We start from the raw sequence: 23,130 nt of genomic DNA on the forward strand, positions 1-23,130 counted from the left end.
CGGGCGGCGGCGGCGCCGGGGGGGCGGTCGCGCCGCGCACGCGATTGAGCGTGAGCTGGCGCATCTTGTCGTAGTCGGGCGCGTTGGTGCCCGGCGTCGCCTCGATGAGCGCCAGCAGCAGGGTGTCGCCCTGCAGGTGGGCCTCGAAGTAGACGGCGCCGTCGGGGCCGGAGCAGGCGCCCACGGCCACCTCCTCGCCGGGCTCCACCATCCCCTCGACGCGGTACTGCATGCCGGTGGTGCTGCGCAGCGTGCCGGTGACGTTGCCGGCGGCGTCCTGCTGCAGCACCAGGGTGATGGTGACGGAGTCGTGACGCAGCTCGTAGGTGCCGGTGTAGACGACACCCCAGGCGGCCGCGGACATGACGGTCACCAGAATGACACAGGCCAGGTGCGGTCTCATGACCCCTCCTTTGCGGTGATGCCCGTCACCGCCAGCCAGAATACAGTGCCGGCCAGCTGCATTGCAGCCGGCAGTCCGGCGCGCTCGGCCGTCCCGAGCGGGGCGATGGGAAGACGATGCTGAATCTATTGTATCACTTTCGGCGGCGGCGGGGACGGCGCCGGTCGGCGCCGCCCTCGCGGGACGGTTCGTCCGCTTCGCGGCGGCGGGGAACGGCGCGGGGTTTGGGCAACTCGTCGGGCGGGGCCAGCGGCGCGTGGAGCGCCGCCTGGTAGGCGTCGTCGAGCACCATCGCCAGCAGCGTCAGCTCGTCCTCGCCCTCGGCCAGGCTGCGGGCCAGCGGCAGGAAGCGGCGCATTCGCTCCACCTGCAGCTTGTCGCGCTGGCGCAGCCGCCCCTCGAGCAGGGCGGTGAGACGCTGGGCCACGAGCTTCTCCACGTCGGCCGCGTCGGGCAGGGGGCGCGTCTCGATGGGGATCTTGAATTTCTTCGCCAAGCGCACCAGCTCGATCCCCTCCATGGGCGAGACCAGCGAAATGGCCGTGCCGGTGCCGCCGGCGCGGCCGGTGCGGCCGGTGCGGTGGATGTACGCCTCGGGGTCCTCGGGCACCTCGTAGTTGAATACGTGGGACAGGTGCAGGATGTCGATGCCCCGCCCCGCCAGATCGGTGGAGACGAGGAAGCGGAGCTTGCGGTCCCGCAGGCGCTGGAGCACCTGGTCCCGCGCCGCCTGGCCGAGGTCGGCCGAGAGCTGGTCGGCATCGTAGCCGAAGCGCTGGAGCACCGTGGCCACGTAATTGACGCGCATCTTGGTGTTGCAGAAGATGATGCCGGCCTCGGGGTTCTCGAACTCGATGATCCGGATGAGCGCCCGGTCCTTGTCCATGGGCGGGACTTCGTAGCAGATGTGGGTGGTCTCCTCGACGTGGATGACGTCCGTGCTCAGGCTCAGGAATCCGGGGTGGTCCAGAAATTGGGCGGCGAGCTTGCGCACCAGCGGCGGGTAGGTGGCCGAGAACATGAAGCCGGTGCGCCGGGGCGGCAGATAGGCGTGGATGGCCACCATGTCGGGGTAGAAGCCCATGGACAGCATCCGGTCCGCCTCATCGAACACCAGCACCTGCAGGCGGTTCAGCTTCAGCGTGCCGCGGAGCAGGTGGTCCAGGATCCGGCCGGGGGTGCCCACCACGATATGGGCGCCTTGACGCAGCCCGTCGAGTTGCGGCCCGTAGCCGACGCCGCCGTACACCGACAGGGGCCGGACGCCGGTCCCGGCGCCGAGCTTTTCGACGTCGTGGAAGACCTGCTGGGCCAGTTCCCGCGTGGGCACCAGCACCAGGGCCTGGGGGGCGGCCAAATCGGGCTTGATCCGGGCCAGGATGGGGAGCACGAACGCGGCGGTCTTGCCGGAGCCGGTTTTCGACTGGACCATGACGTCCCGGCCGGCCATCACGTAGGGGATCGCCCGGGACTGGACCGGCGTCAAGGCGGTCCAGCCCATCCGGGCTACGGCCTCGCGTTGGGCCCGCGGCAGGTCGTCGGCGGTGATGGCGGGCAGGGGGTTGTCCGGTTCCACCAGATGGAAACCGGGCTCGGCGGACTCATCGACCGGATCGGCTGCAACCGGCGCCGCCGGGGGGGCGGCCGGCGGCGCGGCGTCGCCGGCGCCGACTGGGCCGAAGGTGCGGTCGTGGTCGGGCGCCTCGGCGGGCGGGAAATCGGGACGGTCGTCGGACTGGGTCATGAAATACACCTCGATGATTTGACTTGGAGCGTCGGGCGTCCGGGGATCGTCCGCGCGGCGAAGGCCCATTATAAACCGAAACGGTGAATCGGTGAATCGGTGAATGGGTGAATCAGCCGAACGAATCGGTGATGTGCGGCAATGAACATGGAGTGAGCTCTGCGCCTCAGCGTCTCCGCGGTGAATGGATCGATGGCGCGATCACTTCTGCCACAGGTAGCTGAGCTTGATGAAGAGGCCGCGCTGGGCGGTCAGCCACGAGCCGTCGCCGGAGCGCCACTCCCCGTCGTCCCAGTCCTGCCGCTGGACGAGCGAGCCGTAGCCCACGAACATGACGGTCCCGGGGATGTAGGTGTAGGAGACCAGAAAGTCCGTGAGCACCCGCTGCCGGTAGCTGTCGTAGCGGAGGGTGGCGCGGACGAACCACGACTTGTTGAACTGGTAGGTGGTGCGCCAGTTGGCCACGGCGGCGGTGTACAGGTTACCGCCGTCGGGGTGGTCCATGGCGTTGCGCCGGACGTCCATGGTCAGGTTCAGCTTGGTGTCGGGCTGGACGGTGACGTTGCCGCCGACGCTCAGGGAGTTGCCCAGCACGGGCGCGGCGAGGTCGTAGTAGGTGTCGCGGCCCGTGTTGAAGTTGAAACCGAAGCGGAACCAGTTGGTCGCCTGCAGGCTGCCCTGGACCCGGAAGATTCCGGGGTGGAACAGCCGGCCCGCCCAGGCCTCTTGGCAATGGATGTAGTCGAGCCGCAGGGAGCCTTGGCGGACGAAGTTCATCCGGAGCGCGGCGAGCGCCAGGTAGTCGTCCATCCCGGTGACGGTGTCGTGGAGCGCGAAGGCATAGAGGAACGGATTGACGCTCTTGATCCAGGCCCAGCGGTCCGACTTCGGCTGGTAGACGGGGCCGAAGTAGCCGATGATCCGGTTGATACCGGTGCGCTGGTAGAAGGCGGTGTCCATCCGGAAACCCGGATCGTAATGTTCCAACGCGGTACAGATTCCAAGCGACGGCGTGCTGTATTCGTATGTCAGGATGGCGGCGGCGCCGTCAGCGGCCGACGCGCCGTCGGCCCGGGTCCGGCTGTAGAGGGCGAAGCCGCTGAACTGGTGGCGGTCGCCGAGACGGTACTGGAAGTCGGCGCCGGCGACGCGGTTGGCCTCGCCCGCGAACGTGCGGCTGGTGACGATGCCGCCGATGTAGTTGTCGCCGCTCAGGGTGTAGTTGGCCCGGCCGATCATGTAGCCGGCGCGCTTCCCCTCGTTGGGGATGACCTCGCCGTCGAGCTCGCGCCCCGGCCACTCGTCCCCGGCGGCGAGGAAGCCGAAGGCCACCCGGCCCTGGTTGCCGGTGGTCTTGACGCCCCACAGCGGATCCACGATGGTGCGGGTGTGGACGGCGGTGCTCATGTTGAAGTCGCCGTTGGTGGCGGCCAGGCTGAAGATGCCCATGTTCTCCATGAAGAACGGGCGTTTCTCGCTGTAGAAGATGGGGTAGCGCTGGTTCACCTCCACCTGGAAGGCGTCGCTCTCCACCTGGCTGAAGTCGGGGTTGACGGTGGCTTCGGCGGTGATGGAGGAGGTGAGGCCGTACTTGACGCCGACGCCGAAATCGGGCGAATTCTCCGCCGGCGCCCACTCGTCGGGGGTCTGCCGCACCTGGTCGCGGCTGTAAGTGAAGCTGGGCAGGACTTCCAGGACGAGCGGCCGCTCCAGGTTCTCGAGGCGCACGGTGGTGTGGGAGTTGAGCAAACCGGCGCCCGGCGGCAGATCCGGCCAGGAGCCGCTCTGGCCCAGCCGGCTGATCCGCCGCCAGAACAAAACGCCCATGGTCACGTCGGCGCCGCTACGGAACCGGATGCTCTTCCACGGGATCCGGACCTCCACCTGGTAGCCGTCGGCGGTGATGCGGCCGGCGCTGTCCCAGACCCAGTCGGGCGCCGAGTTCTCTCCCTGGCCGGCGGTGTTCAGGAGGTCGCCCTGGATGCCGCTCGGGTTGATGAAGAACTCGTAGCCGTTCTGCCGGCTGTTGAAGGTGTCGATGGAAAAGCCCACCCAGTCGTCGTTGAAAATGTTGTCCCGGCGGGTGACGCTGGTTTTGATCTGGCCGGGTTCCGTGTCGTGGCAGAAAAACGCCGCATAGAGATATTTTTTGTCGTAGGCCAGCCAGGCTGCAGTGGTCTGGGGGAGCTTTGCGCCGAAGGCCGGGTTGTAGGTCACGAACTGTCCGCTCGCCAGGGGCGCGCCCTGCCAGACCGCGTCGTCAAGCACGCCGTCGATGACCGGCGCGGCGGCCGCTTTCGCGACCTTCAGCGGTTCGACAGCGGCGGCCTGCAGGCGGCCTGCGGACGGCGACAGGAGCAGGAGCAGCAGCAGCGTGGCTTCCACCGCTTCGGCACGGCATCGGATGAGGTGTCGGTTCACGGTCTATCCCCGCCAGTCAGCGTTCCCGTCGGCGCTGGAGGCAACGTCGTCAGCGCATGGGTGCTGGTTTATACGCTGCCGGGATTGAAATCGTTCGACGCAGGGGTGATAGTGGGACGAAGCGGACCGCGGCCGGTACCGGCGGGCGGCGGCGCCGAGGTGTCGGGCCGTGCGGCTGGAGTTACTTGTGCTGGTCCAGGTAGCGCTGCATCTCGGCGGCGGCGGCCTTGAGCTGGGCCAGGGTGTGGAGACGCTCGAAGGAGGCGCAGCAGTACTCCTCCCCCTTGCGCGGGCCGTCCTTAATGATGCAATACACCTTGTGGGCGCTGAAGTACTGGTCGCCGCGCTTTTCGGCGCTGGCCAGGATCTCCACCCGGCTGCCGCTGTGGAACGTCCTCAGGTAGACCGGGTAGATGGCGGTGTAGGTTCCCACAATGTCATCGGAAGCCGGTTGGGCCGCCGGCTTGTCCGGCGGGGCCGATCGGTTGCCTGTCGCGGCGGCCCGGGCGCGCCGGACGATCTCGGCGATGACGTGGTCGCCGGTTTCCGGCCCGTAGGCGGTTTTCCGGCCGGGGTTGACGGTGAAGGCCGTGTAATTGTACTGCCGCATGGTTTCGATCCAGGCCTTCAGGGGCAGGCCGTTCCAGACGCTTCCCTTGAAGCCGGCGAAGTGGCCGTCCGTGCCCCCCTGGGCCCACAGGTCGAAGGTGTATGGGACGCCGTCGATCACCACCACCAGGCAGACATGATCCAGGTTCACGTCGAAGAACCAGCCCTTCTTGATGCGCTGGAATCCTTCCTTGGACGCCATCACGGTGCAGAGCTGGTCGTCCTTGAAGCCGGCGCCGGACAGGACGTCGTTGACCACCATGGCCAGGTCCTGGCAGGTCCCCAGGGACTGGTCGCCGTGCTTGGCGGCGGACCAGATCCGGCCGAAGTAGGAGTAGTTGGGGTCGACGCCGCGGCGCTTCAGCTCCTGGCCCAGGCGGATGACCATGTGCTGCGCCCGGGCCAGCGGCTCGGCGGGGGCATACCGCGCCTCATTGGCGCCCCACTCGCGCCAGTCGAAATACTCGCCGCCGGCTCCGGTGGCGGAGAGGATGACGGTGACGGTCAGGATGAAGAACACAATGCGCCGCATGGGACCTCCGGTGTCGCGGGTGATGATCGAACCATGGGATCCGGACGCCTCCATTATACCGCGGCGGCACCGGCGGGGTATGGGCAGGCGGGTGCGCATCGGGGGCTCGGGTGTGGACCGGGGCGGTTCAGCCGAGGAGGTACTTCCGGATGCGGCCGAGGATGCTGCGCTTGGCGTCGGACTTGACGTCATCCGTTCCGGCGCCGGCAGTGGCGCGGAGGCGCTCTTCGACCATCTGCTCGATCTTGGCGATGAAGCCCTCGTTGCGCTTCAGGATGGCATCGAAGCCGTCCTTCTCGATGACCAGCACCTGCAGCGGCTCGGCCGCGATGACGGTGGCCCCGCGCGGCTCGCCGGTGAACAGGGCGATCTCGCCGAACAGCTCGTGCTGGCCGAGCGCCGCGACCTTTTTGCCGTCCTTCTGGATGTCGACGCTGCCCCGCAGGATGACGAACATGCTCCGGCCCACATCGCCATCGAGGGCCACGACGGCCCCGGCCGGATACTCGACGATCTCGGCGCTGGCGGCGACGGCGGCCATCTCCTCGCTGTTAAGGATGCGAAACATGTCCACCTGAGCCAGCGCCTCGCGGACCCGCTCGCCGTTACCGTCGGCGGCGGATGCGGACGGCCGGCGCTCGAGCTGCAGCGTCCGGATGGGAAAGGGGATGGTGATGTGGTGGCGCTGGAAGTTGTACCAGATGGCGCGCAGCACGGCGCCCTCCAGGCGGCGGTAGCCGGTGTAGCTCTCGATGTGGAAGCGGACGCGGTAGTCGATGGAGAAGTCGTTGAACTTGACGATGTACACCACCGGCTCCGGCTGCCAGAGCACGCCGGGCGTGGAGAGCACCGCCTGTTTGAGCACCTGCATGACCAGGTCGGGATCGTCGGCGTAACTGGTCCCGATGGTCAGGGTGCGCACCGCGTTGTGGCGGGTCAGGTTCTGGAAGCGCTTTTTGGTGAAATCCTGGTTGGGGACCACCACCAGTTCGTTGTCCGTGGTGAGCAGCTGCACGGAGCGCCAGGTCAGCTCCTTGACCTGGCCGATGGTGTCGTCCACCTGGATCCAGTCGCCCGGCCGGAGCGAATCCTCGAAATGGAACACCGTGCCGGCGATGAGGTTGATCAGCGTGTCCTGGACCGCCAGGCCGATCACCACGGTGAGCACGGCGGACGTGGCCAGCACCGGGGTGATGTCGATGTTGAAGATTTCTTTCAGCAGGAGGAGGAACAGGATGGCGTAGGCCACGCCGATGCTCAGGTCCCAGACCAGCCGGGTGATGGACACGCCCCGGCGGGCGAGCCACGCCTGGGTGAGATCGCGGATGAGATAAATGCTGATGGCCACCAGCAGGAAGATGAACACCGAGTCGGCGGCCTTGAGCAGGTGGTACGACACGGTGATCAGGCCGGCGGCGGCGGCGTCCCGGAACACCTGGACCAGGCAGGTCACCAGCAGGAGACGGGAACTCCGGCGGAGCAGGGGAAGGGCGCGGCTGAGCGCCCACAGGACCAGGCCCAGAACGAGAAAGACCCAACTGGTGGTGAACTCGGCCAGGTGCAGGTTCATGGCGCCTCCGCAAAAGTCGAGTCTACCACAAGCTATCCCAAGGTAAAAGTGGGGGGCGGGCGCGGTCTGCTGCGTAGTAGCGCCCGTCCGTCGGACGGGCGCCGGGAGACGCGGCAGGAAGTGGCGGGATTTCGATACGTCCTTGCCGCACGGTGACGCCCGATTCGTTTCGGACGGTCAGGTTGCCGGCGCTTTCCGCGAGCTGCAGGTTCAGCTCGAGGGCGCCCAGATAGATGCTGTTGGGCGCGCCCTGGTCGTGGACGTTGGTGGGCTGATCCCATTCGCCCATGAGCACCGGATGGTTGTTCTCCACGGTGAAGTCCAGCCGGACGTCGTCCCGGCCGGCGGTGAAATGCAGCCGGGCCGTGAAGTCGGGCACCGCCCGCGCGGCGTCATCCGGGATGCTCCCCTCCACCCGCACCACCGCCTGCAGCGGACCGCTGCGCTCCACCGCCACCACGGTGGCGCGCGGGGTGAAGTCGGGCGCGCCGCCGGCGACCACGCTCCGGTCCTGCGAGGGTCGGTAGCGAATCGCCTCGACGGCCGCCAGCGGTTCGAGCTGGATCTGTCCGGACACGGTAACCTGTCGCAGCAGGTTGAACGCGGCGCCGGTGGCCAGATCGAACCGGGCGGCGCCGGTGTCGATGCGGAGTTCTCCCGGCGTGTGGCTGTCGAGTTGAACCGCAACGGGCGGGGCGGGGACCGGACCCCTCGTCGTCAAGGACCAGCGATTGACTGCCGCCTGCGGCGAGGGCGGCCAGACAGCCCGCCAGCACCCACCGGACGGGAGCGGTCACCTGATCGGGTGGTCCGCCCCAGCGCGACAGCACTTCGAACTGGGCGGGGACGGGCGCACCCGCGACCACCCGCAGCCGAAGCTGCGTCGTGTCGCTCAGGTTCCGGCTCCGTGGCAACGGCACACCGAATACGGCGTACTCACCGCGCCGCGCCACGCCGGCGCTAGGTGATGGTGACGGGGAACGCGTGTTGGGCTGCGACCGGACTGGCAGCGGCCAGCGCCAGCCCGCACGCCGCCGCCCGCAGCATCCACAGCCGGCTGTTCATGAATCCCCTCTCCGAATGCCAGGCGTTCAATCCCCCAGGTACTGATTCACCATCTGCAGGATGCGCGGCGGGAGCGCATCGCTCAGTCCGGCCAGCAGCTGGCGGCACTCCAGGAGTTCCCGGAAGGGGATCTCCGAGCGCCAGTGCGACTCGAGCCGGGAGACGGCGCCGCTCTGGATCAGCAGAAAGAACGCCGTGAACGCCACCCACAGGTCGTCCAGCCGCCGGCGGGCGCTCTGTTCGTCGGTATCCGGCAGAAAATCGTTGGGGTCGGCGATGTACAAGACCGCGGCGGCGGCGAGGCGGCGGTCAACACCCGGCATCTCCATGTCGTAGGCGACGCGGCGCAGCAGCCGGAACAGGTCCGGCAGAAAGCGGACCATCTGGTCGGCTCCGTCCGGCAGCATGCCCGCAGACCATTCCGCCACCAGAACCTGCAGTTGGCGGTAGACGCGGTCGAAGCAGTTCTCGGTCATTGCCATGACGCCCCTCCCGGCCGCTCGATCCGGCTGCCTGTAACCAGATTATGCTTGAGGTCATTGTACTCCCGGGCGGGCGGGGACGCAACGCCGGCGGGAGCGCCTTGCGGCCTGGCGACCGCGAGTTCCCGAGTGCCGCGCGTTCGATGAATGCGCGCCGGGTGCAGCAGAAGACCGGGTGATCTTGCTGTGGCCGGACTCGCGCACGGTGTGCGCGAAGTACGTGGACGCAGCAAAAAAACGGCGGGGCCGGGGGGCTCCGCCGGGTGTCGCTCGGGTGCAGTCGGTCGATTACTTGACGTCCGCCTTGCAGAACTTGTCCAGCCAGGCGATGACGGTGTCGTGCCAGAGGATGGAGTTGTGGGGCTTGAGCACCCAGTGGTTTTCGTCGGGGAAGTGCAGGAACCGGCTCTCGACGCCGCGACGCTGCAGGGCGGTGAAGGTGGAGAGCCCCTGCGTATCCACCACGCGGTAATCCTTGCCGCCGTGGATGACCAGCGTGGGAGTCCGCCAGTTCTTCACGTAATCGATGGGGTTGTGCCGGGTGTAGTGCTCCGGCTTTTCCCACGGCAGCCCCTCATGGTCCCATTCGGGGAACCAGAGTTCCTCGGTGTCGTAGTAGGCCATCCGCTCGTCCAGGTTGCCGTCGTGGACCACGAGCGCGCGGAAGCGGTCGGGCCAGTTGCCGGCGATCCAGTTGATCATGTAGCCGCCGTAGGAGGCGCCGAGCGCCGCCACCCGTTCGCCGTCGAGCCAGGGGTATCTGGCTACCGCGGCCGCCAGCCCCTTCTGGAGGTCCTCCAGCGGCTTGCCGCCCCAATCGCCCCGGATCGCGTCGCAGAACGCCTGGCCGTAGCCGGTGGAGCCGTGGAAATCCACCATCACCGCGGCATAGCCGGCGCCGGTGTAAGCCTGGGGGTTCCAGCGGTAGTGGAAGTGGTTGCCGAAAGAGCCCTGCGGCCCGCCATGGATGAGATAGGCCACCGGGTACTTGCGCGCCGGATCGAAGTCCGCCGGCTTGACCACGTAGCCGTAGACGGTCTCGTTGTTCCAGCCCTTGAAGGTGAACTGCTCGAAGTCGCCCATTCGGGCCGCCGCCACCTTGGCATCGTTGATCGCGGTGATTTTGCGGACGCTGCTCCCGTCGGGCCGGACGGTGTACAGTTCCACCGGCGATTTCAGGTGGTCGAGGCCGTACAGGATCACGTCACCGGCCGGGCTCGGGTCGCTCACCGTACCCTGCTCCACCACCACGCGGGCGGCGCCGGTGGCGACGTCGATGGCGAACAGCGAGGTTTGGCCCAGGTTGTCGGCCGCGGCATAAATGGTCTTGCTGTCGGGGGACCAGGCGATGTTCTGGGGGGAGCGGTCCCAGCCGGGGGCCAGTTCCTTGGCCGCGCCGTCCGGCCAGGCGCGAAGCATGATCGCATAACGGTCGGCCTCGTAACCCGCCCGTTTCATGGCCAGGTAGGCCAACGTCTTGCCGTCGGGGGAGAAGGCGGGCTGGGTGTCCCAGGCCGGATTGTCGGTAAGCTTCTTCGGCGGCGCGGAGGCGTCGACAGGCGCGAGGTACAGGTCGAAGTTGGTGGACCACGCCTCCGCACGGCCGGCATCGCGGGCGGTGAAGACCACGCCCCGGCTGTCGGGGGTGAACGTGAACTCCTCGGTGCCGCCGAACGGCTTGCTCGGCGCATCGGCATCCATGCCCGCCATCAGGTCCACCGGCTCGCCGCCGGCCATCGGCATCACAAAGAGGTGGCTGCGCCGCCCGTCGGTCCAGGTGTCCCAGTGTCGGACGAACAGGCGGTCCCAGATCCTGCCGGTGGCCTTGCTCTTCTCGAGTTCGGACAGGCGGCTCGCGGTCTCGGCGACGGTCTTGAGATCAGGATACACATCCATGGAGAACAGCAGCAGCTTGCCGTCGGGGGAGATGCCCAGGTTGGCCACGTCCAGCGGCAACTTGGTCACGGGCGTGGCTTCACCGCCGTCCAGGCGGATCCGCCACACCTGCGACGATCCGGAGCGGGTGGACAGGAAGAAGATGCATCCCCCGCAGGGGGACCAGACCGGGTTGTTGTCGCCGGCCTCGTGGGTGGTCAGGCGGCGCAGCCCCGTGCCGTCGGTTCCCACCACCCAGAGGTCGGTGCGGCCGCGGTTGGCGTCGAGGTCGGTGCGGCGGAGCGTGAAGACCACCAGCTTGCCGTCGGGCGAGACGGCCGGCTCGGAGACCCGGTCCATGGCCAGCATGTCGTGGACCGAAAACGGGTGCGTCTCCGTGGCGGGAGTGGCGCCCATCACGCCGGCACCCAGGGCGATCGACAGAGCCAGAACAAGCCATCCGATGCGCATGTGGTATTCCTCCATGATGTGGTGATGAATCGGTTCATTGCGGTGTCAGGTCCAGGGGCGTTCCCCGGCGCCGTCAGAACCCCTATTTGAACACAAAGAGTTGCCGGACACAAAAACAATCTCCCGTGGTCGCGGCGCCCCGTCGTGCGCGGGACCCGCGGCGTGATCCGGTTCAGCGGGAATTGCCGGCGTCGGCTCCGGCGTCATCCGGCGGCTCTTCCCGGCGGGTGGGCGGCGGCGCAGCCTGTCCCCCGTACCGGGCGTAGGCGCTGATGATGAGCTGGACCAGGGAGTGGCGGACCACGTCGCGTTCGTCGAAGTAGCAGAAGCGGATCCCCTCGATGTCGCGGAGGATCTCGCGGGCCTGGATCAGGCCGGAGACCTTGCCGTTGGGCAGATCCACCTGGGTGATGTCGCCGGTGACCACGACTTTGGAGTTGATCCCGATGCGCGTCAGGAACATTTTCATCTGTTCCGGCGTGGTGTTCTGCGCCTCGTCGAGGATGATGAACGAATCGCTCAGCGTCCGGCCGCGCATGAAGGCCAGCGGCGCGATCTCGATGACCTCGCGCTCCAGCAGCTTCTGCACCCGCTCGTAGTCCAGCATGTGATACAGGGCGTCGTAGAGGGGCCGCAGATAGGGGTTGACCTTCTCCTGCATGTCGCCGGGGAGGAAGCCGAGCTTTTCGCCCGCCTCCACCGCCGGCCGGGTAAGGATGATCCGGGCGACCCGCTTGTCCAGCAGCAGGTTCACCGCGGCCGCCACGGCGAGAAACGTCTTGCCGGTGCCCGCCGGACCGATGGCGAACACCAGGTCCTGCCGGAAGATCTCCTCGACGTAGAGACTCTGGTTACGGCTCTTGGGGCAGATCTTGCGGTGGCCGGCCTGGATCACCCGCGGGTTTTGGAAGAAGTCGTTGAGGCTCAGGGCGGTGTTTTCGGCGATCTCGCGGACGGCCCGGCGGACCATGTCCCGGTCGGGGGCGACGCCGTCGGCGTAGAGGCGGGCGAAATCCTCGAGGATGCCGCGGACCACGGCGGTGTCATCGGCGGCGCCTTCGAGCTGGAGCTGGTGGCCGCGGATGTGGATATCCACGTTGAACAGCGATTCCAGGAGTTTGAGGCTTTCCTTCTGCTTGTCGAACAGAAACTCGAGACTCTTGGGATCCAGCACCAGTTGGACCAAAACACCATCCTCCCGCCCGTCGATCGCCCGCTATCTTAATGAATGGCGGGACGGCCGTCAATACGGTTGCGCCGGGCAGGGCGGGATTGCTATAGTGGACGGCCGCGAACGGCGGACAGGAGGCGCGCATGGAACAGGCATGGCTGGCGGCGGCGCGAGAGGCGGCCCGGGCGGCTGGAAATGTGCTCATGGGCCACTTCGGCCGAGCTCTCGACGTCCGGAAGAAGGGGGCCATCGACCTCGTGACCCAGGCCGATCTGGAAGCCGAAGAGGCCGTGCTGGACCGGCTGCGGACGGCGTTCCCCGGCCACGCTTTCCTGCTGGAGGAATCCGGAGCGCACGCGGGCAGCGGCGAGTACACCTGGGTGATCGATCCGCTGGACGGCACCACCAATTTCGTTCACGGCTACCCGCCGTTCGGCGTGTCGGTGGGCCTGGTGCGGGGGGATGAGCCGCTGCTCGGCGTGGTCTACGCCCCGGCCCTGGGGGAGGAGTTCTGGGCGGTGCGGGGCGGCGGCGCCTGGCTCAACGGCGCGCCCATCCGTGTTTCGGCATGTGCCAGCTTGCGCGAGGCGATGCTGGCCACGGGATTCCCCTACGACGCCCACACCGCTGACGACATCGTGCCGCTGTTCGCCGCGTTCCTGCGGCAAGCCCAAGCCATCCGGCGCGACGGCTCGGCGGCGCTGGACCTGTGCTACGTGGCCATGGGCCGCTTCGACGGGTTCTGGGAGCGGCGGCTCCGCCCGTGGGACACGGCGGCGGGCGCCGCGATCCTGGCCGAAGCCGGCGGCCGGCTGAGCCGGTTCGACGGCGGGTCCTTCTCGGTCCACTTCCCGGAGATCGTAGCCTCCAACGGCCGGATCCATGCGCAGATGCTGGCGGTGACCGGCGGCGCTCAGTCGCCGGCCAGCTTCATGAAGGCATAGTGGGGGAGCCGGTCGGCGAAACCCAGGCGGCGGTACCAGTCATAGGCCCGCGTGTTGTCCCGCGAGACCGTGAGGCTGAGGCCGGCGCCCGGGTGGCGCCTGGCCAGCGCGTTGACCACGGCGCCCACGAGCACCCGCCCAATCCCCTGGCCCTGGTATCGGGGGTGGACGAATACCTGCGAGATGAAGAACGATCCCTTCGAGATCCGAGAGACGACGATGGCGCCCGCCGGCGTGTCGCGCACCGCGGCCATCAGGCTGAGCGATGCCTCGCAGGGTCCGCACCCGCCGCGGAGCACCAGCGCCTGAAGGAGGCGCGCGCAGCCGTCGAAGCTCAGGTACAGCGAGGATGTCCGCGCGTCCACGTGGCCGTGGTAGGCGTGGGTCATCACCAGCGCCAGGTCATCGAGCATGCCCTCGGGGATGGGGCGGAGGGTCAGGTCCGCCGGAGCCGGCGGGAGCGGATGTTCCGCCGGCGCCTCCAGCCGAAGGAACCGCCGCTCCAGAAACTGGAAGCCGCTCGCACGGAGCAGCGGTCCGGCCGACCGCTCGGGGCCGGGGAACAGGATCTGCCCCTCGATGGAGCGCGCCAGCGGCTGGCGGGCCAGCTCCTGGAAGACACGCTGGAGCACCAGCCGCGGCCAGTCGCCGTCCCGGAACTCGGGGAGGAAGTAGAGGCCGCCCACCAGCGCCCGCTGGTCGCGGAACAGGTAATAGGCATAGCCGACGCCGCGGTCGCCCACCGCCACCGCCACGCCGGGGAGCACCCGGTTGTCGAGCATGTAGCGCAGCGAGGCCAACGCCGGCTCGAAGTCCCAGTCGAGGCTTGCGGCCCACTCCGCCCGCTCCGCCTCCAGCACGGGCGCCAGCTGGGCCGACCCGATTTCGAACAGCGGGACCAGGCGGGGGAGGCTACTGGAAGAACTCATTCATGTAGTCCTGCAGCTCGGTCAGGTCCTTGATCCGTCGATGGGCCTCGAATTCCATGGGCACCGCTTTGTCGCGGAACTCGCCGGTGAGCACCCGCACCGTGAGGTAGCCGGCTTTCTTGGCGCCGAGGAAATCGGTGAGCGGGTTGTCGCCGACGAAGACCAGGTCGCGGGGGTTGCAGCCGATCACCCGGGCCATGAGCGTGAAGCAGAAGGCGTTGGGCTTCCACTTCGCCTCCTCGAACTTGTGGGTGAAGATGGTGTGCTTGAAGTACTTCTGGATGCGGAGCGACTTGATCTTCTTGTCCTGGACGCCGGGATCGCCGTCGGTGAGCAGACCCAGAACATAGGTGTCGCCCAGCGTCTGGAGCGTCTTGCGATAGGCGGGGTAGAGGGCGATGTTGGGGCGGTGCTCGCGGAACACCGAGATCATCTCGATGATGGCCGACGGCTCCAGGGAGAAGTAGGAGACCAGGTTGGACAACACTTCCCGCTCGCCGTAGCGGGAGTACAGGATCTTCATATAGGCGAACGACTCCTGCGGGTCGATGCCGTATTTGCCGCCGGCGTAGCGGGCCACCTCCCAGAAGCCGCTCTCGAGGTACTCCTGGAAAGGGTACAACGTGTCGTCCAGATCGAAGATGATCCCTTTAATCATGCTGGGCGGCGTGGTCCTGGAGGCATTTCAGCAGCGCCTGCTGATGGCGGGGATCCAGGTTGACGAATTTGATGCCGATGCTGTAACCGCTCTGGGGGCTGAGCTCGTGGCAGTGCACCACCTCGCCCAGCACCCGCAGCGGCTGGGAATTGCCGCCCGGGAGTTTGTCCGCGTCGGGCAGGCAGCGGGACCAGTCCTTGAGCTCGATCTCCAGCTTGAGCATGGTGCCCAGACTCAGGTGGTAGGCGGATTCGAACAGGATGCCGCCGGGGGAGATGTTGGTGTAGAACGAGGCCTCGTCGGAAATCAGGCTTTTGGGCAGATGCATCTCCCGGAATTTGATGAGTCCTTTGCGGGGGATGCGAACAAACTCACGTCTCTCTTTCATGGTTTCCTGCCAGTCCGGGATTGGGCGCCGTCCGCCGCGGTCAGAACAGATGGGTCTTCGCCGGCGATCCCCCGGCGGTCTCCTCACACGCCTCCTGGTAGCCCTTCGTGGTGAAGTAGACGAGGTCGTCGAAGAATCCGGCCAGCGTGTCGTGGAGCTGCATCTCCAGGTAGAGCTGCGCCGACGATTCCGGAACAACGTGCTTTTGCACCACGCTGAGCACCTTCGTCTTGCAGAGGATCAGCGCAAAGAGCAGATCGGCCAGCGGCACGCCCTCGAAATAACGGACCTTGCCGAACTTGAGGTAGATGGTCCGGAGCTCGCCCTCAGCCCCCTCCTGGAGGGCTTTGCCCAGATTCTTGAAGATGCCCTCGACGCGTTTCTTGAGCTCGGAGCGATCCATGGTGTGGTAGTAGGCCGTTCGTGGATGGGTCAGGATGGCGTCGACGATGCGCGTGACGATCTCGTCGGAGTGCGCAAGGATCGCATCGATGAGGTTTTTGCTCAGCATAGGGTCCTCGGATCGCCGGATGGTTGGGGCAATGGTATGTTCATTATACAAACCCGCCGCCGTCTTTGACAACCGCTTTTCGGTCGCCCTCGAGCGCGGGCTTGTGATTGACGTTGAGACTCGGGTCCTGAAAGCTCGGGTTTGTCCCAAAACCCGGGACACCGGCATGCGTAGATCGGACCGGCGTGCCGGCGCGGGCTCCCCCATAACCTGGGACACTCAGACTGTGGGTGGGCAGGGGCACGGTGTCCGGATAGCACCCAGGTTGTTCGGAATGAGCTGCTCTGGGGTGGCGCGCGTCGTCCGTCACGGTTCGCTCCGTCCGATCATCATCCTTCACCAATGGGATGGACGCGCGATGGTGGATCTGGGGTACAATAGGCGGCAACAATCACCCGGCAGGAGGGACTGATGGCCGCAGACGATCTGGAGGCTTTGAAGGCGGAGTTGGAACGGGTCAAGGCGGAAAACGAAGCTCTGAAGAAACAACGGGTGCCGCGGGCGATCTCGTTCAAGGTGAGCGCCAAGGGCGCCGTGTCGGTGTACGGGCTGGGCCGCTTCCCGGTGACGCTCTACAAGGAGCAGTGGCTCAAGCTCCTCGAGCTGGCCGGGGACCTCCGCAAGTTCATCGCGGCCCACGAGTCCGAGCTCAAGACCCGGGAGTGATCGCCCGCCGACAGGAGCGTCACCGTACCGCGTGTTCGCTGAACGCGCGCCGATGCCCCGGATTCTCACGCCGCGTGCAGGCGGAACCCATAGCCGGCGGCGGCACGACGTTCTGCCCGCGGCCGGCCGTTCACTGTTTCCTGTTCACTGCGCACCGTTAACTTTTCCACACCGCGGCGGCGCGGGCGGCGAGGTGGGCCAGGTGGCGGGGGCCGCGGATTTCGCCCGCCAGCCGCAGCAGGGTGCCCGGCCGCGCGTAGAACCGCAGGAAGGCCCGCCGCTGCAGCCGCACCACTTCGCCGCGGGGCAGGCCGCCGGGGACTTCGAACGCCTCGGTGGTGAGGAAGCCCTCCCAGGGGATGCCGTCCAGGCCGTTCGCGGCGACCAGCTCGTCGAAATAGACGGTGCCGGGGAGGGGCAGGAATGTGCTGAACTGGGCGCGGTCCAACGCCAGCTCCCGGGCGAAGCGGATGGTCGTCTCGATCTCCGCGGCGGTTTCGGTGGGGAAGCCGATGATGAAAAAGCCCGTCGTTTTGATCCCCGCCTCGCGGATCCAGGCCACCCGCTCGCGGATGCCGTCGGGCTCCAGCCCCTTGCGGATCATCGCCAGCACCCGGGGCGCCCCCGACTCGATGCCGAGTGACAGCGAGTAGCAGCCGGCGCGGCGCATGAGGCGCAGCAGCTCCGGGTCCAGCGAGTCCAGCCGGACGCCGTTGGGACAGCACCACGGCAGCGCGCCGCCCCGGCGCAGCAGCCCCTCGCAGAACCCGGCCACGAACTCCCGCCGGAACGTGAAATTGTCATCTTCGATGTGCAGCTCGCGGACACCGTGGCGGTCGGCGAGCAGCGCCACCTCCTCGAGCACGCTTTCGAGCGACCGCTGACGGATCCGCCGGCCGCTGACGCTGCGCGCGGCGCAGAACGTGCACGGGTACGGACAGCCGCGGCTGGTGACGATGGGCGCCGACGGCTGGCGGCGGACGAACGCGCCGTGGGGCGCCAGCACCGGGATCTCGGGGCGCAGCAGGTCCCAGGCCGGCAGGCCCAGGGCGTCAAGGTCGGACTCGAAATAGGGCGGATTGGCGCGGACCGCCCCCTCGCTCCGCCAAACCAGACCGGGAATCGCCGCCGGATCGAAACCGCCGGCCGCCAGACCGTCGGCCAGTTGCGCCAGTCCCGCCTCGGCCTCGCCGGCGAAGGCGTAGTCGATCTCGGGAATGTAGCCGAAGAGGTGGTCCGGCAGGCAGCTCGGATGGGGGCCCCCGATGACCAGGGTCGCTCCCGGCAGCGCGGCGCGCAGGGCGCGGCACATTCCGCGCAGCACGGGGATGTCGGCGGTGAAGGCGCTCAGACCCACGAGCCGGGGCGCCCACCCGGCAACCATGGCCAGCAGCTCCCGCTCGCCGAGTCCTTCGCGGGGGCAGTCGGCGATGCGCACGGCGTGGCCCCGCCGCCGGAGCGCCGCCGCCAGGTAGCCGAGGCCCAGGTGGGGGATCCGGGTGGGGAAGTCGCTGTACGGTTTGACCAGGAGTACGTTCATGCCGCTCCGTGCGGGGCCGGGCCCTTCGTTCCCCGCATTGTAGCGGGGCGTCGCGGCGGAATCAATGCGAAGTGGCGGCCGCCGGTTTCGAACACCCGGCGACCAATCCGTTATTAATAGGTGGAGAGGTGCCCATGACGGCGGGACGAAAACTGGCCGGACTGGTGCGGGATCTGGCGGCGCTCTGCCCCTGCCGTCTGGAGCAGGGCGGCGTGCCGCTCACCCCGGACCTGCCGGCGGGGGTGTGCCGGTGCGAAGTGGACGCGCGGGGGACGCCCTGGCTGGCCGTGGCCGGCTGGCCGGAGCCGCTCCGGGTGCTGGGGTTCGGTTGCGACGGTCCGGAGCGGGTGGCGCTGGCCGGGGCGCCGGGCCTGGCGCTGCGCTTCCTCGGCGAAGCGGAGGGCGCGCCGCCCGAAGGCCTGTCGCCGGACGCCAGCCGGCGCTTCTACGACCTGCGGCTGGCGGCGCTGCTGGCCCGCCGGCCGCCACGGGGGCTGGCGCTGGAGTCCGTCGCTTCCGGCCCTGACGCGCGGCAGCGCGTCCCGGGGCTTTTCGCCCGGCTGGTGTTCCGGTGTCCGGGTGGGTTTGCGGCGGGTCTCGGTCTCTACCCGTTCCAGGGGCCCGTCGCGGGGAGTGCGTTCCTCACGGCGGCTCTTGTCTGGTTCGGCCACTGCCGCGGCACCCGGCGGCGGTTCGACCGGACGCTGGCGCTGTGCCTTCACGGCGATGCGGCGCTGCACCTGCTGGGCCGGCTGGAGCTGCTGGATCCGGCTCAGGTGCAAGCGCGCCTCTTCCGGTACGACCTGGCGGCGGACACCGTCGAGGAGATCGACACCGCCGAGATCCGCCGCCGGTGCCGCCTGCCGGTGAGCTTCGAGTTTGCCCCCGAGCGGCCGTGTTTTGACAACGCGCTGGCCCGCGAGCTTGTGGCGGCGTTCCCCGGCGACCTGCGCCACGAGAAGACCCCGTACGCCTTCGATGTGGTGAGCTGCCGCGGACTCCCCCTGGTCCGGGTGGGGGGCGGCGGGCCCGCCGACCTGCTGGTGGGGTGGGAGCCGCCGCTGCGCGCCTGGGCGGACCTGGGGCGGGAGCGGGCGCTGGCCCTGGTGGGCCAGGCGGTCCGCCTGCGGGCGGATCCGCCGCTCGTGCCCGGCCACGCCGCCTACCGGCTGTTCCCCGAACGGTGGCTGGAGCGCCTGCTGTTGGACGACATCGGCGTGCTGGATCCGATGTTCCAGGGCGCGTGGACCTACCGGCAGGTGCCCACCTACCGGGGCACGGGCCGTTCCATCATGGACGTGCTCACGCTGGACGCGGCCAACCGCCTGGTGGTGGTGGAGATCAAGGCGGCCGAGTGCGGGACGCTGCTGTTCCAGGCTCTCGACTACTGGGAGCGCGTCGCCGACGGACTGCGCAGCGGCGCGTTCGGGCGCTGCGGCTACTTCGCCGGCGTGCGGCTGTCGCCGGAACCGCCGGCGCTCGTCCTCGTGACGCCGCTCTTCCGCTGCCACCGGCAGCAGCGGGCGCTGGCCGGCTATCTCCGGTCCGGTCTGGACGTGCGGCTCGTGGAATGCAACCTGCGGTGGCGTCGCGGATTGCGGATTGTCCGGCGGACGGCGCTCGGCGCCGGCCGAGGGGTGGCGGCGGACGGTTGATCGGGAGTGCGCGCGGCTCACTCCTGGAGACGGCGCGGCTTGTGACGGGGGGAATCCTCGTCGTCCTCGAACAGCTCGGCCACGTCGGGAACCTGCTCCAACGGCTTGGCGCGGAAGACGCCCTTGGCGTCGAGCTGGAGGGGGCGGTCAATGAGCTCCTTCTTGAGCAGGAAGGCGAAGAAGCCGTTGAGCGCGGCGATGGTGATGTCGCGCTCCCGGATGTTGCGCACCGTCCGGAGGAAGTCGAGGGCCTCGGCCGGGGTGATGTCCTGGACGCTGTAGATCTCGGTCTCCCGGTCCATGTAGGTCACGAACTTGCGCAGCGCCGCGATGCTGGGCGCATGGTCCGGGGAGTCGGCGTCGAGCGCCTCGTCGATGTACTCCTCGACACGCATCTCGATGAAGTTCATCTACTCACCTTGAATGAAGCTGGGGTTCATGAGTGAAAGGAATGTAGATCATACCGTTGTTATCTGGGTATGAGTCATATTTACCACGATTTTATGCGTTGTCAAAGGTTTTTCAAGCCATGCTCCCCGCGGGGGAGCGCCGGCTCGAGCTCTCCGGCGGCCAGGGCCCGCAGACCCGCGGCCCCCAAGGGCAGACGCGCCACAGGGCGTCCCGCGGCGGCGGCCAGGTCGGCCGGCGTCCAATCGTCGAGAAACCGTCCGTGACCGGCGCCCACGCACTGGCCGGGGACGGCCAGCCACTCGTCGGGCGCGAGGCGGCCGGCCGCGGCGGCGATGTCGCGGCCGGCGAGCAGGCCGGCCACCGTAACCCGGGGGCCGAGGAATCGGTTGGGCACGGGCAGCGCCCGGAACGCCACGCCCCAGCGGCGGTTGATCCGCCGGAGCGCCTGCGCCAGCAGCGGCGCGAACAGGGTGCCCGTGGCCAGCGCCGCGCGGCGAACCCGCACCACCGGTGGCGGCTCCCGGAGCAGCGCCACGGTCTCTTCGAGGAAGTCCCGGACCAGGCCGATCCCGTTCTCGAGCTGGGGGAAATCGTCGTAGGCCGATGCCGGCGGCAGGCGGCGTTCCGCCTGCAGATAGAATTCGTCGGCCAGGTACGCGAAGCGGACGCCCAGCCGGCGGCGCCACCGCTCCTGGTGGGGTTGGACCTGGCGGATGACCGCCCGGCAGAACGATGGGTCGGGCGGCCGCAAGGCCGGGAGCCCGGCGCGGTGGCGGGTGAGGCCCACCGGGACGATGCCCAGCGATCGGACCGCCGGGTGGCGCGCGGCCAGATCGGTCATGGTCCGTTCCAGCGCGGCGCCGTCGTTGCGGCCGGGCAGCAGCACCACCTGGGTGTGGAGGGCGATGCCGCCGCGCGCCAGGGCGTCGAAGTACTCGAAGAACCGGTCGCGGGCGCCGCAGCGCACCAGCCGTGCGCGTAAGGAAGGATCGGTGCTGTGCACCGAGACGTAGAGGGGCGACAGGCGCTGGGCCAGGATGCGGTCCAGGTCCGCCGGGGTCAGGTTGCTCAGGGTGATGAAGTTGCCGTGGAGAAAGGAGTGGCGGTAGTCCTCGTCCTTGATCCGGAGGCTCGGCCGGACGCCGCGAGGGAGCTGGTCCACGAAGCAGAACACGCATCGGTTGCGGCAGGTGCGCGGGCGGATGCCCTCCCAGCCGATCCCCAGGGTCTCGTCCTCGTCCAGCTCGAACTCCGCTTCCCAGCGCTGGCCGTCCGCCTTCGCCACGTCCATGACGTGGGGGCCGCCGTCGGCCAGATGATACTGGATATCAAGATAGTCCAGCGGGACGCGCCCGTCGATGGCGAGGCAGCGGTCGCCGGCGCGCAGGCCCATCTGCCAGGCCGGCGAGCCGGGCGCCACCTCCTCCATCCGGATGCCGGTCTTGCGCAAGTCCGCGGCCACGACAGCGACCTCCCGGGCGCGCCTCATTATAACAGACCCGGCCGGATCCCCAATCCCCTTGGCCGGCGCCGCCGGGTCGGCTACAATATCCGCAAATCCCACGCGCCGAGCGGCCACCGGCCGGCAGTCGCCGGGCCGTTCAAGGAGGGCATCATGAGTCGAACGTTGCGTGAGGCGGTGATCCTGGGCCCGGTCCGGACGCCCATCGGGTCGTTCCTGGGCGCGCTCGCGGCCGTGCCGGCCGTGCGGCTCGGCGCCGCGGCGGTGGCCGAGGCGGTCCGCCGGGCGGGCGTCGCGCCCGACCAGGTGGACGAGGTGATCATGGGCCAGGTGCTCCAGGGTGGTTGCGGCCAGGCCCCGGCGCGCCAGGCGGCCCTTTACGCCGGCCTGCCCCAAGCGGTGGAGTGCCTGACCCTGCACAAGGTGTGCGGCTCCGGCCTCAAGGCGGTGATGGTGGCAGCCCAAGCGGTGACCTGCGGCGACGCCGACATCGTCGTCGCCGGCGGCATGGAGAACATGTCCCAGGCGCCGTATTACCTGGCGGGCGCCCGGAGCGGTTTCCGCATGGGCCACGGGACCGTGCTCGACGGCATGATCCACGACGGGCTGTGGGATCCGTACAACGACTTCCACATGGGGACGGCGGCCGAGCGGTGTGTGCGCGAGCTCGGGTTCACCCGCGAGGAACAAGACGCGTTCGCCGTCCGGAGCTACGAGCGGGCCATCGCCGCCCAGAAGGACGGCCGTTTCGCCGCCGAGATCGTGCCGGTCGCCGTGCCCCAGGGGAAGGGCGACCCGGTGATGGTCGCCGCGGACGAGGAGCCGGGCAAGGTGATGTTCGACAAGATCGCCAAGCTCCGCCCGGCGTTCGACAAGGCGGGAACCATCACCGCGGCCAACGCCTCGAAGATCGACGCCGGCGCGGCGGCGGTGGTGGTGATGGCGGCGGAGAAGGCTGCGGCGCTGGGCCTGCAGCCGGTGGCCCGGATTGTGGCCCAGGCGTCGTTCGCCCAGGCGCCGGCGGACTTTCCCACGGCGCCGGCGGGCGCCATCCGCAAGGCGCTGGCCAAGGCCGGGCTCGACCTGGGCGACATCGACCTGTTCGAGATCAACGAGGCGTTCGCCGCCGTGGCGCTGGCCGCGGTGAAGGAGCTGGGCATCGACCCCGAGCGGCTCAACGTCCACGGCGGAGCGATCGCGCTGGGGCATCCCATCGGCGCCAGCGGCGCGCGGATCCTGGTGACGCTGCTCCATACGCTGGCCGCGCGCGGCGCCCGGCGCGGCGTGGCGTCGCTCTGCATCGGCGGCGGCGAAGCCGCGGCCCTGGTGGTGGAACGGGTGTGAACAGTCAAAAGTGAATAGTGAGGAGATCGGAGTTGCGATCTCCTCGTGCTCGTAATTCGTAATCGTGCGCGTAATCGAAATCACACTCCAAATTCGTGATCGTAATCCCAATCCGGCGGAGCCGGAATCACCCTGCGATCACCCGATCACACCGCCTGGGGGCAAGGGCCCGGTCCGGAGGGACGGCGGGGAATAGCCAGGGGCGGCGCCCCTGGTCCGGCGGTGATGCGCCCGTCGAATGATCGAATCACCCGGAGCCCCACCGGGGCGACATCGGGC

General features: G+C 68.5%; 20 protein-coding genes. 4 read left to right on the plus strand and 16 right to left on the minus strand.

The window, feature by feature from the left end; genetic code table 11:
* The 9 genes from GX414_09835 to GX414_09875 form a co-directional block, all read right to left on the minus strand.
* Positions 1-403: hypothetical protein (locus GX414_09835; protein ID NLI47395.1), on the minus strand; the 403-nt coding region annotated here is incomplete at its 3' end.
* Positions 404-536: 133 nt separating this feature from the next.
* Positions 537-2,216 carry a DEAD/DEAH box helicase gene (locus GX414_09840; protein NLI47396.1) on the minus strand — a complete coding sequence of 560 codons (1,680 nt, stop codon included), beginning with the start codon at positions 2,214-2,216 and terminating at the stop codon, positions 537-539.
* Positions 2,217-2,348: 132 nt separating this feature from the next.
* Positions 2,349-4,568, minus strand: a complete 2,220-nt coding sequence (locus GX414_09845) for a carbohydrate binding family 9 domain-containing protein (GenBank protein NLI47397.1) — start codon at positions 4,566-4,568, stop codon at positions 2,349-2,351.
* A 181-nt stretch (positions 4,569-4,749) separates the two neighbouring features.
* Positions 4,750-5,709 carry a hypothetical protein gene (locus tag GX414_09850; protein NLI47398.1) on the minus strand — a complete coding sequence of 320 codons (960 nt, stop codon included), beginning with the start codon at positions 5,707-5,709 and terminating at the stop codon, positions 4,750-4,752.
* 127 nt (positions 5,710-5,836) lie between these two features.
* Positions 5,837-7,279: a mechanosensitive ion channel gene (locus GX414_09855; protein NLI47399.1), complete on the minus strand. Its 1,443-nt coding sequence runs from the start codon at positions 7,277-7,279 to the stop codon at positions 5,837-5,839.
* 22 nt (positions 7,280-7,301) lie between these two features.
* On the minus strand, positions 7,302-8,000 hold the full coding sequence (locus tag GX414_09860) for a hypothetical protein (GenBank protein ID NLI47400.1): 699 nt from the start codon (positions 7,998-8,000) through the stop codon (positions 7,302-7,304).
* Between the two features lie 370 nt (positions 8,001-8,370).
* On the minus strand, positions 8,371-8,826 hold the full coding sequence (locus GX414_09865) for a hypothetical protein (GenBank protein NLI47401.1): 456 nt from the start codon (positions 8,824-8,826) through the stop codon (positions 8,371-8,373).
* A gap of 288 nt (positions 8,827-9,114) precedes the next feature.
* Entirely contained in the window at positions 9,115-11,172 is a 2,058-nt protein-coding gene (locus GX414_09870) for a S9 family peptidase (protein NLI47402.1), read from the minus strand.
* 172 nt (positions 11,173-11,344) lie between these two features.
* On the minus strand, positions 11,345-12,142 hold the full coding sequence (locus GX414_09875) for a PhoH family protein (protein NLI47403.1): 798 nt from the start codon (positions 12,140-12,142) through the stop codon (positions 11,345-11,347).
* 344 nt (positions 12,143-12,486) lie between these two features.
* On the opposite strand from GX414_09875, the gene GX414_09880 reads away from it, so the two are divergent.
* A complete protein-coding gene (locus GX414_09880) occupies positions 12,487-13,287 on the plus strand; it encodes an inositol monophosphatase (GenBank protein NLI47404.1) in 801 nt (266 codons plus the stop codon).
* Here GX414_09880 and GX414_09885 read toward each other — a convergent pair.
* Genes GX414_09885 through GX414_09900 form a run of 4 tightly spaced genes read right to left on the minus strand, consistent with a single transcriptional unit; the run spans position 13,257 to position 15,773 of the window.
* Complete coding sequence (locus tag GX414_09885; protein ID NLI47405.1) at positions 13,257-14,216, minus strand: GNAT family N-acetyltransferase; 960 nt, start codon at positions 14,214-14,216, stop codon at positions 13,257-13,259. The two genes, GX414_09880 and GX414_09885, sit on opposite strands and share 31 nt — an antisense overlap.
* The gene (locus GX414_09890) at positions 14,200-14,874 is read right to left on the minus strand and encodes an HAD-IA family hydrolase (GenBank protein ID NLI47406.1); all 675 of its coding nucleotides are present in this window, start codon (positions 14,872-14,874) and stop codon (positions 14,200-14,202) included. Before GX414_09890 ends, GX414_09885 begins: the two co-directional genes overlap by 17 nt.
* Positions 14,867-15,262, minus strand: a complete 396-nt coding sequence (locus tag GX414_09895) for a PilZ domain-containing protein (protein NLI47407.1) — start codon at positions 15,260-15,262, stop codon at positions 14,867-14,869. Before GX414_09895 ends, GX414_09890 begins: the two co-directional genes overlap by 8 nt.
* 40 nt (positions 15,263-15,302) lie before the next feature.
* The gene (locus GX414_09900) at positions 15,303-15,773 is read right to left on the minus strand and encodes a hypothetical protein (GenBank protein NLI47408.1); all 471 of its coding nucleotides are present in this window, start codon (positions 15,771-15,773) and stop codon (positions 15,303-15,305) included.
* A gap of 411 nt (positions 15,774-16,184) precedes the next feature.
* Between GX414_09900 and GX414_09905 the strand changes: the two genes are divergently transcribed.
* Positions 16,185-16,439, plus strand: coding sequence for a hypothetical protein (locus tag GX414_09905; protein NLI47409.1), 255 nt, complete (start codon positions 16,185-16,187; stop codon positions 16,437-16,439).
* Positions 16,440-16,596: 157 nt separating this feature from the next.
* On the opposite strand, the gene GX414_09910 is transcribed toward GX414_09905, so the two are convergent.
* On the minus strand, positions 16,597-17,979 hold the full coding sequence (locus GX414_09910) for a radical SAM protein (protein NLI47410.1): 1,383 nt from the start codon (positions 17,977-17,979) through the stop codon (positions 16,597-16,599).
* Between the two features lie 134 nt (positions 17,980-18,113).
* Here GX414_09910 and GX414_09915 point away from each other — a divergent pair, with 134 nt between their 5' ends.
* Entirely contained in the window at positions 18,114-19,634 is a 1,521-nt protein-coding gene (locus GX414_09915) for a hypothetical protein (GenBank protein NLI47411.1), read from the plus strand.
* A gap of 17 nt (positions 19,635-19,651) precedes the next feature.
* Here the strand turns inward: GX414_09915 and GX414_09920 are convergent, their stop codons facing one another.
* A complete protein-coding gene (locus GX414_09920; protein ID NLI47412.1) occupies positions 19,652-20,044 on the minus strand; it encodes a hypothetical protein in 393 nt (130 codons plus the stop codon).
* A gap of 101 nt (positions 20,045-20,145) precedes the next feature.
* The gene (locus GX414_09925) at positions 20,146-21,507 is read right to left on the minus strand and encodes a DUF512 domain-containing protein (protein NLI47413.1); all 1,362 of its coding nucleotides are present in this window, start codon (positions 21,505-21,507) and stop codon (positions 20,146-20,148) included.
* A gap of 165 nt (positions 21,508-21,672) precedes the next feature.
* Here GX414_09925 and GX414_09930 point away from each other — a divergent pair, with 165 nt between their 5' ends.
* Positions 21,673-22,851: an acetyl-CoA C-acyltransferase gene (locus tag GX414_09930; GenBank protein ID NLI47414.1), complete on the plus strand. Its 1,179-nt coding sequence runs from the start codon at positions 21,673-21,675 to the stop codon at positions 22,849-22,851.
* Positions 22,852-23,130: the final 279 nt, after the last annotated feature.

It is taken from the genome of Acidobacteriota bacterium (assembly GCA_012517875.1).
Classification (GTDB): domain Bacteria; phylum Acidobacteriota; class JAAYUB01; order JAAYUB01; family JAAYUB01; genus JAAYUB01.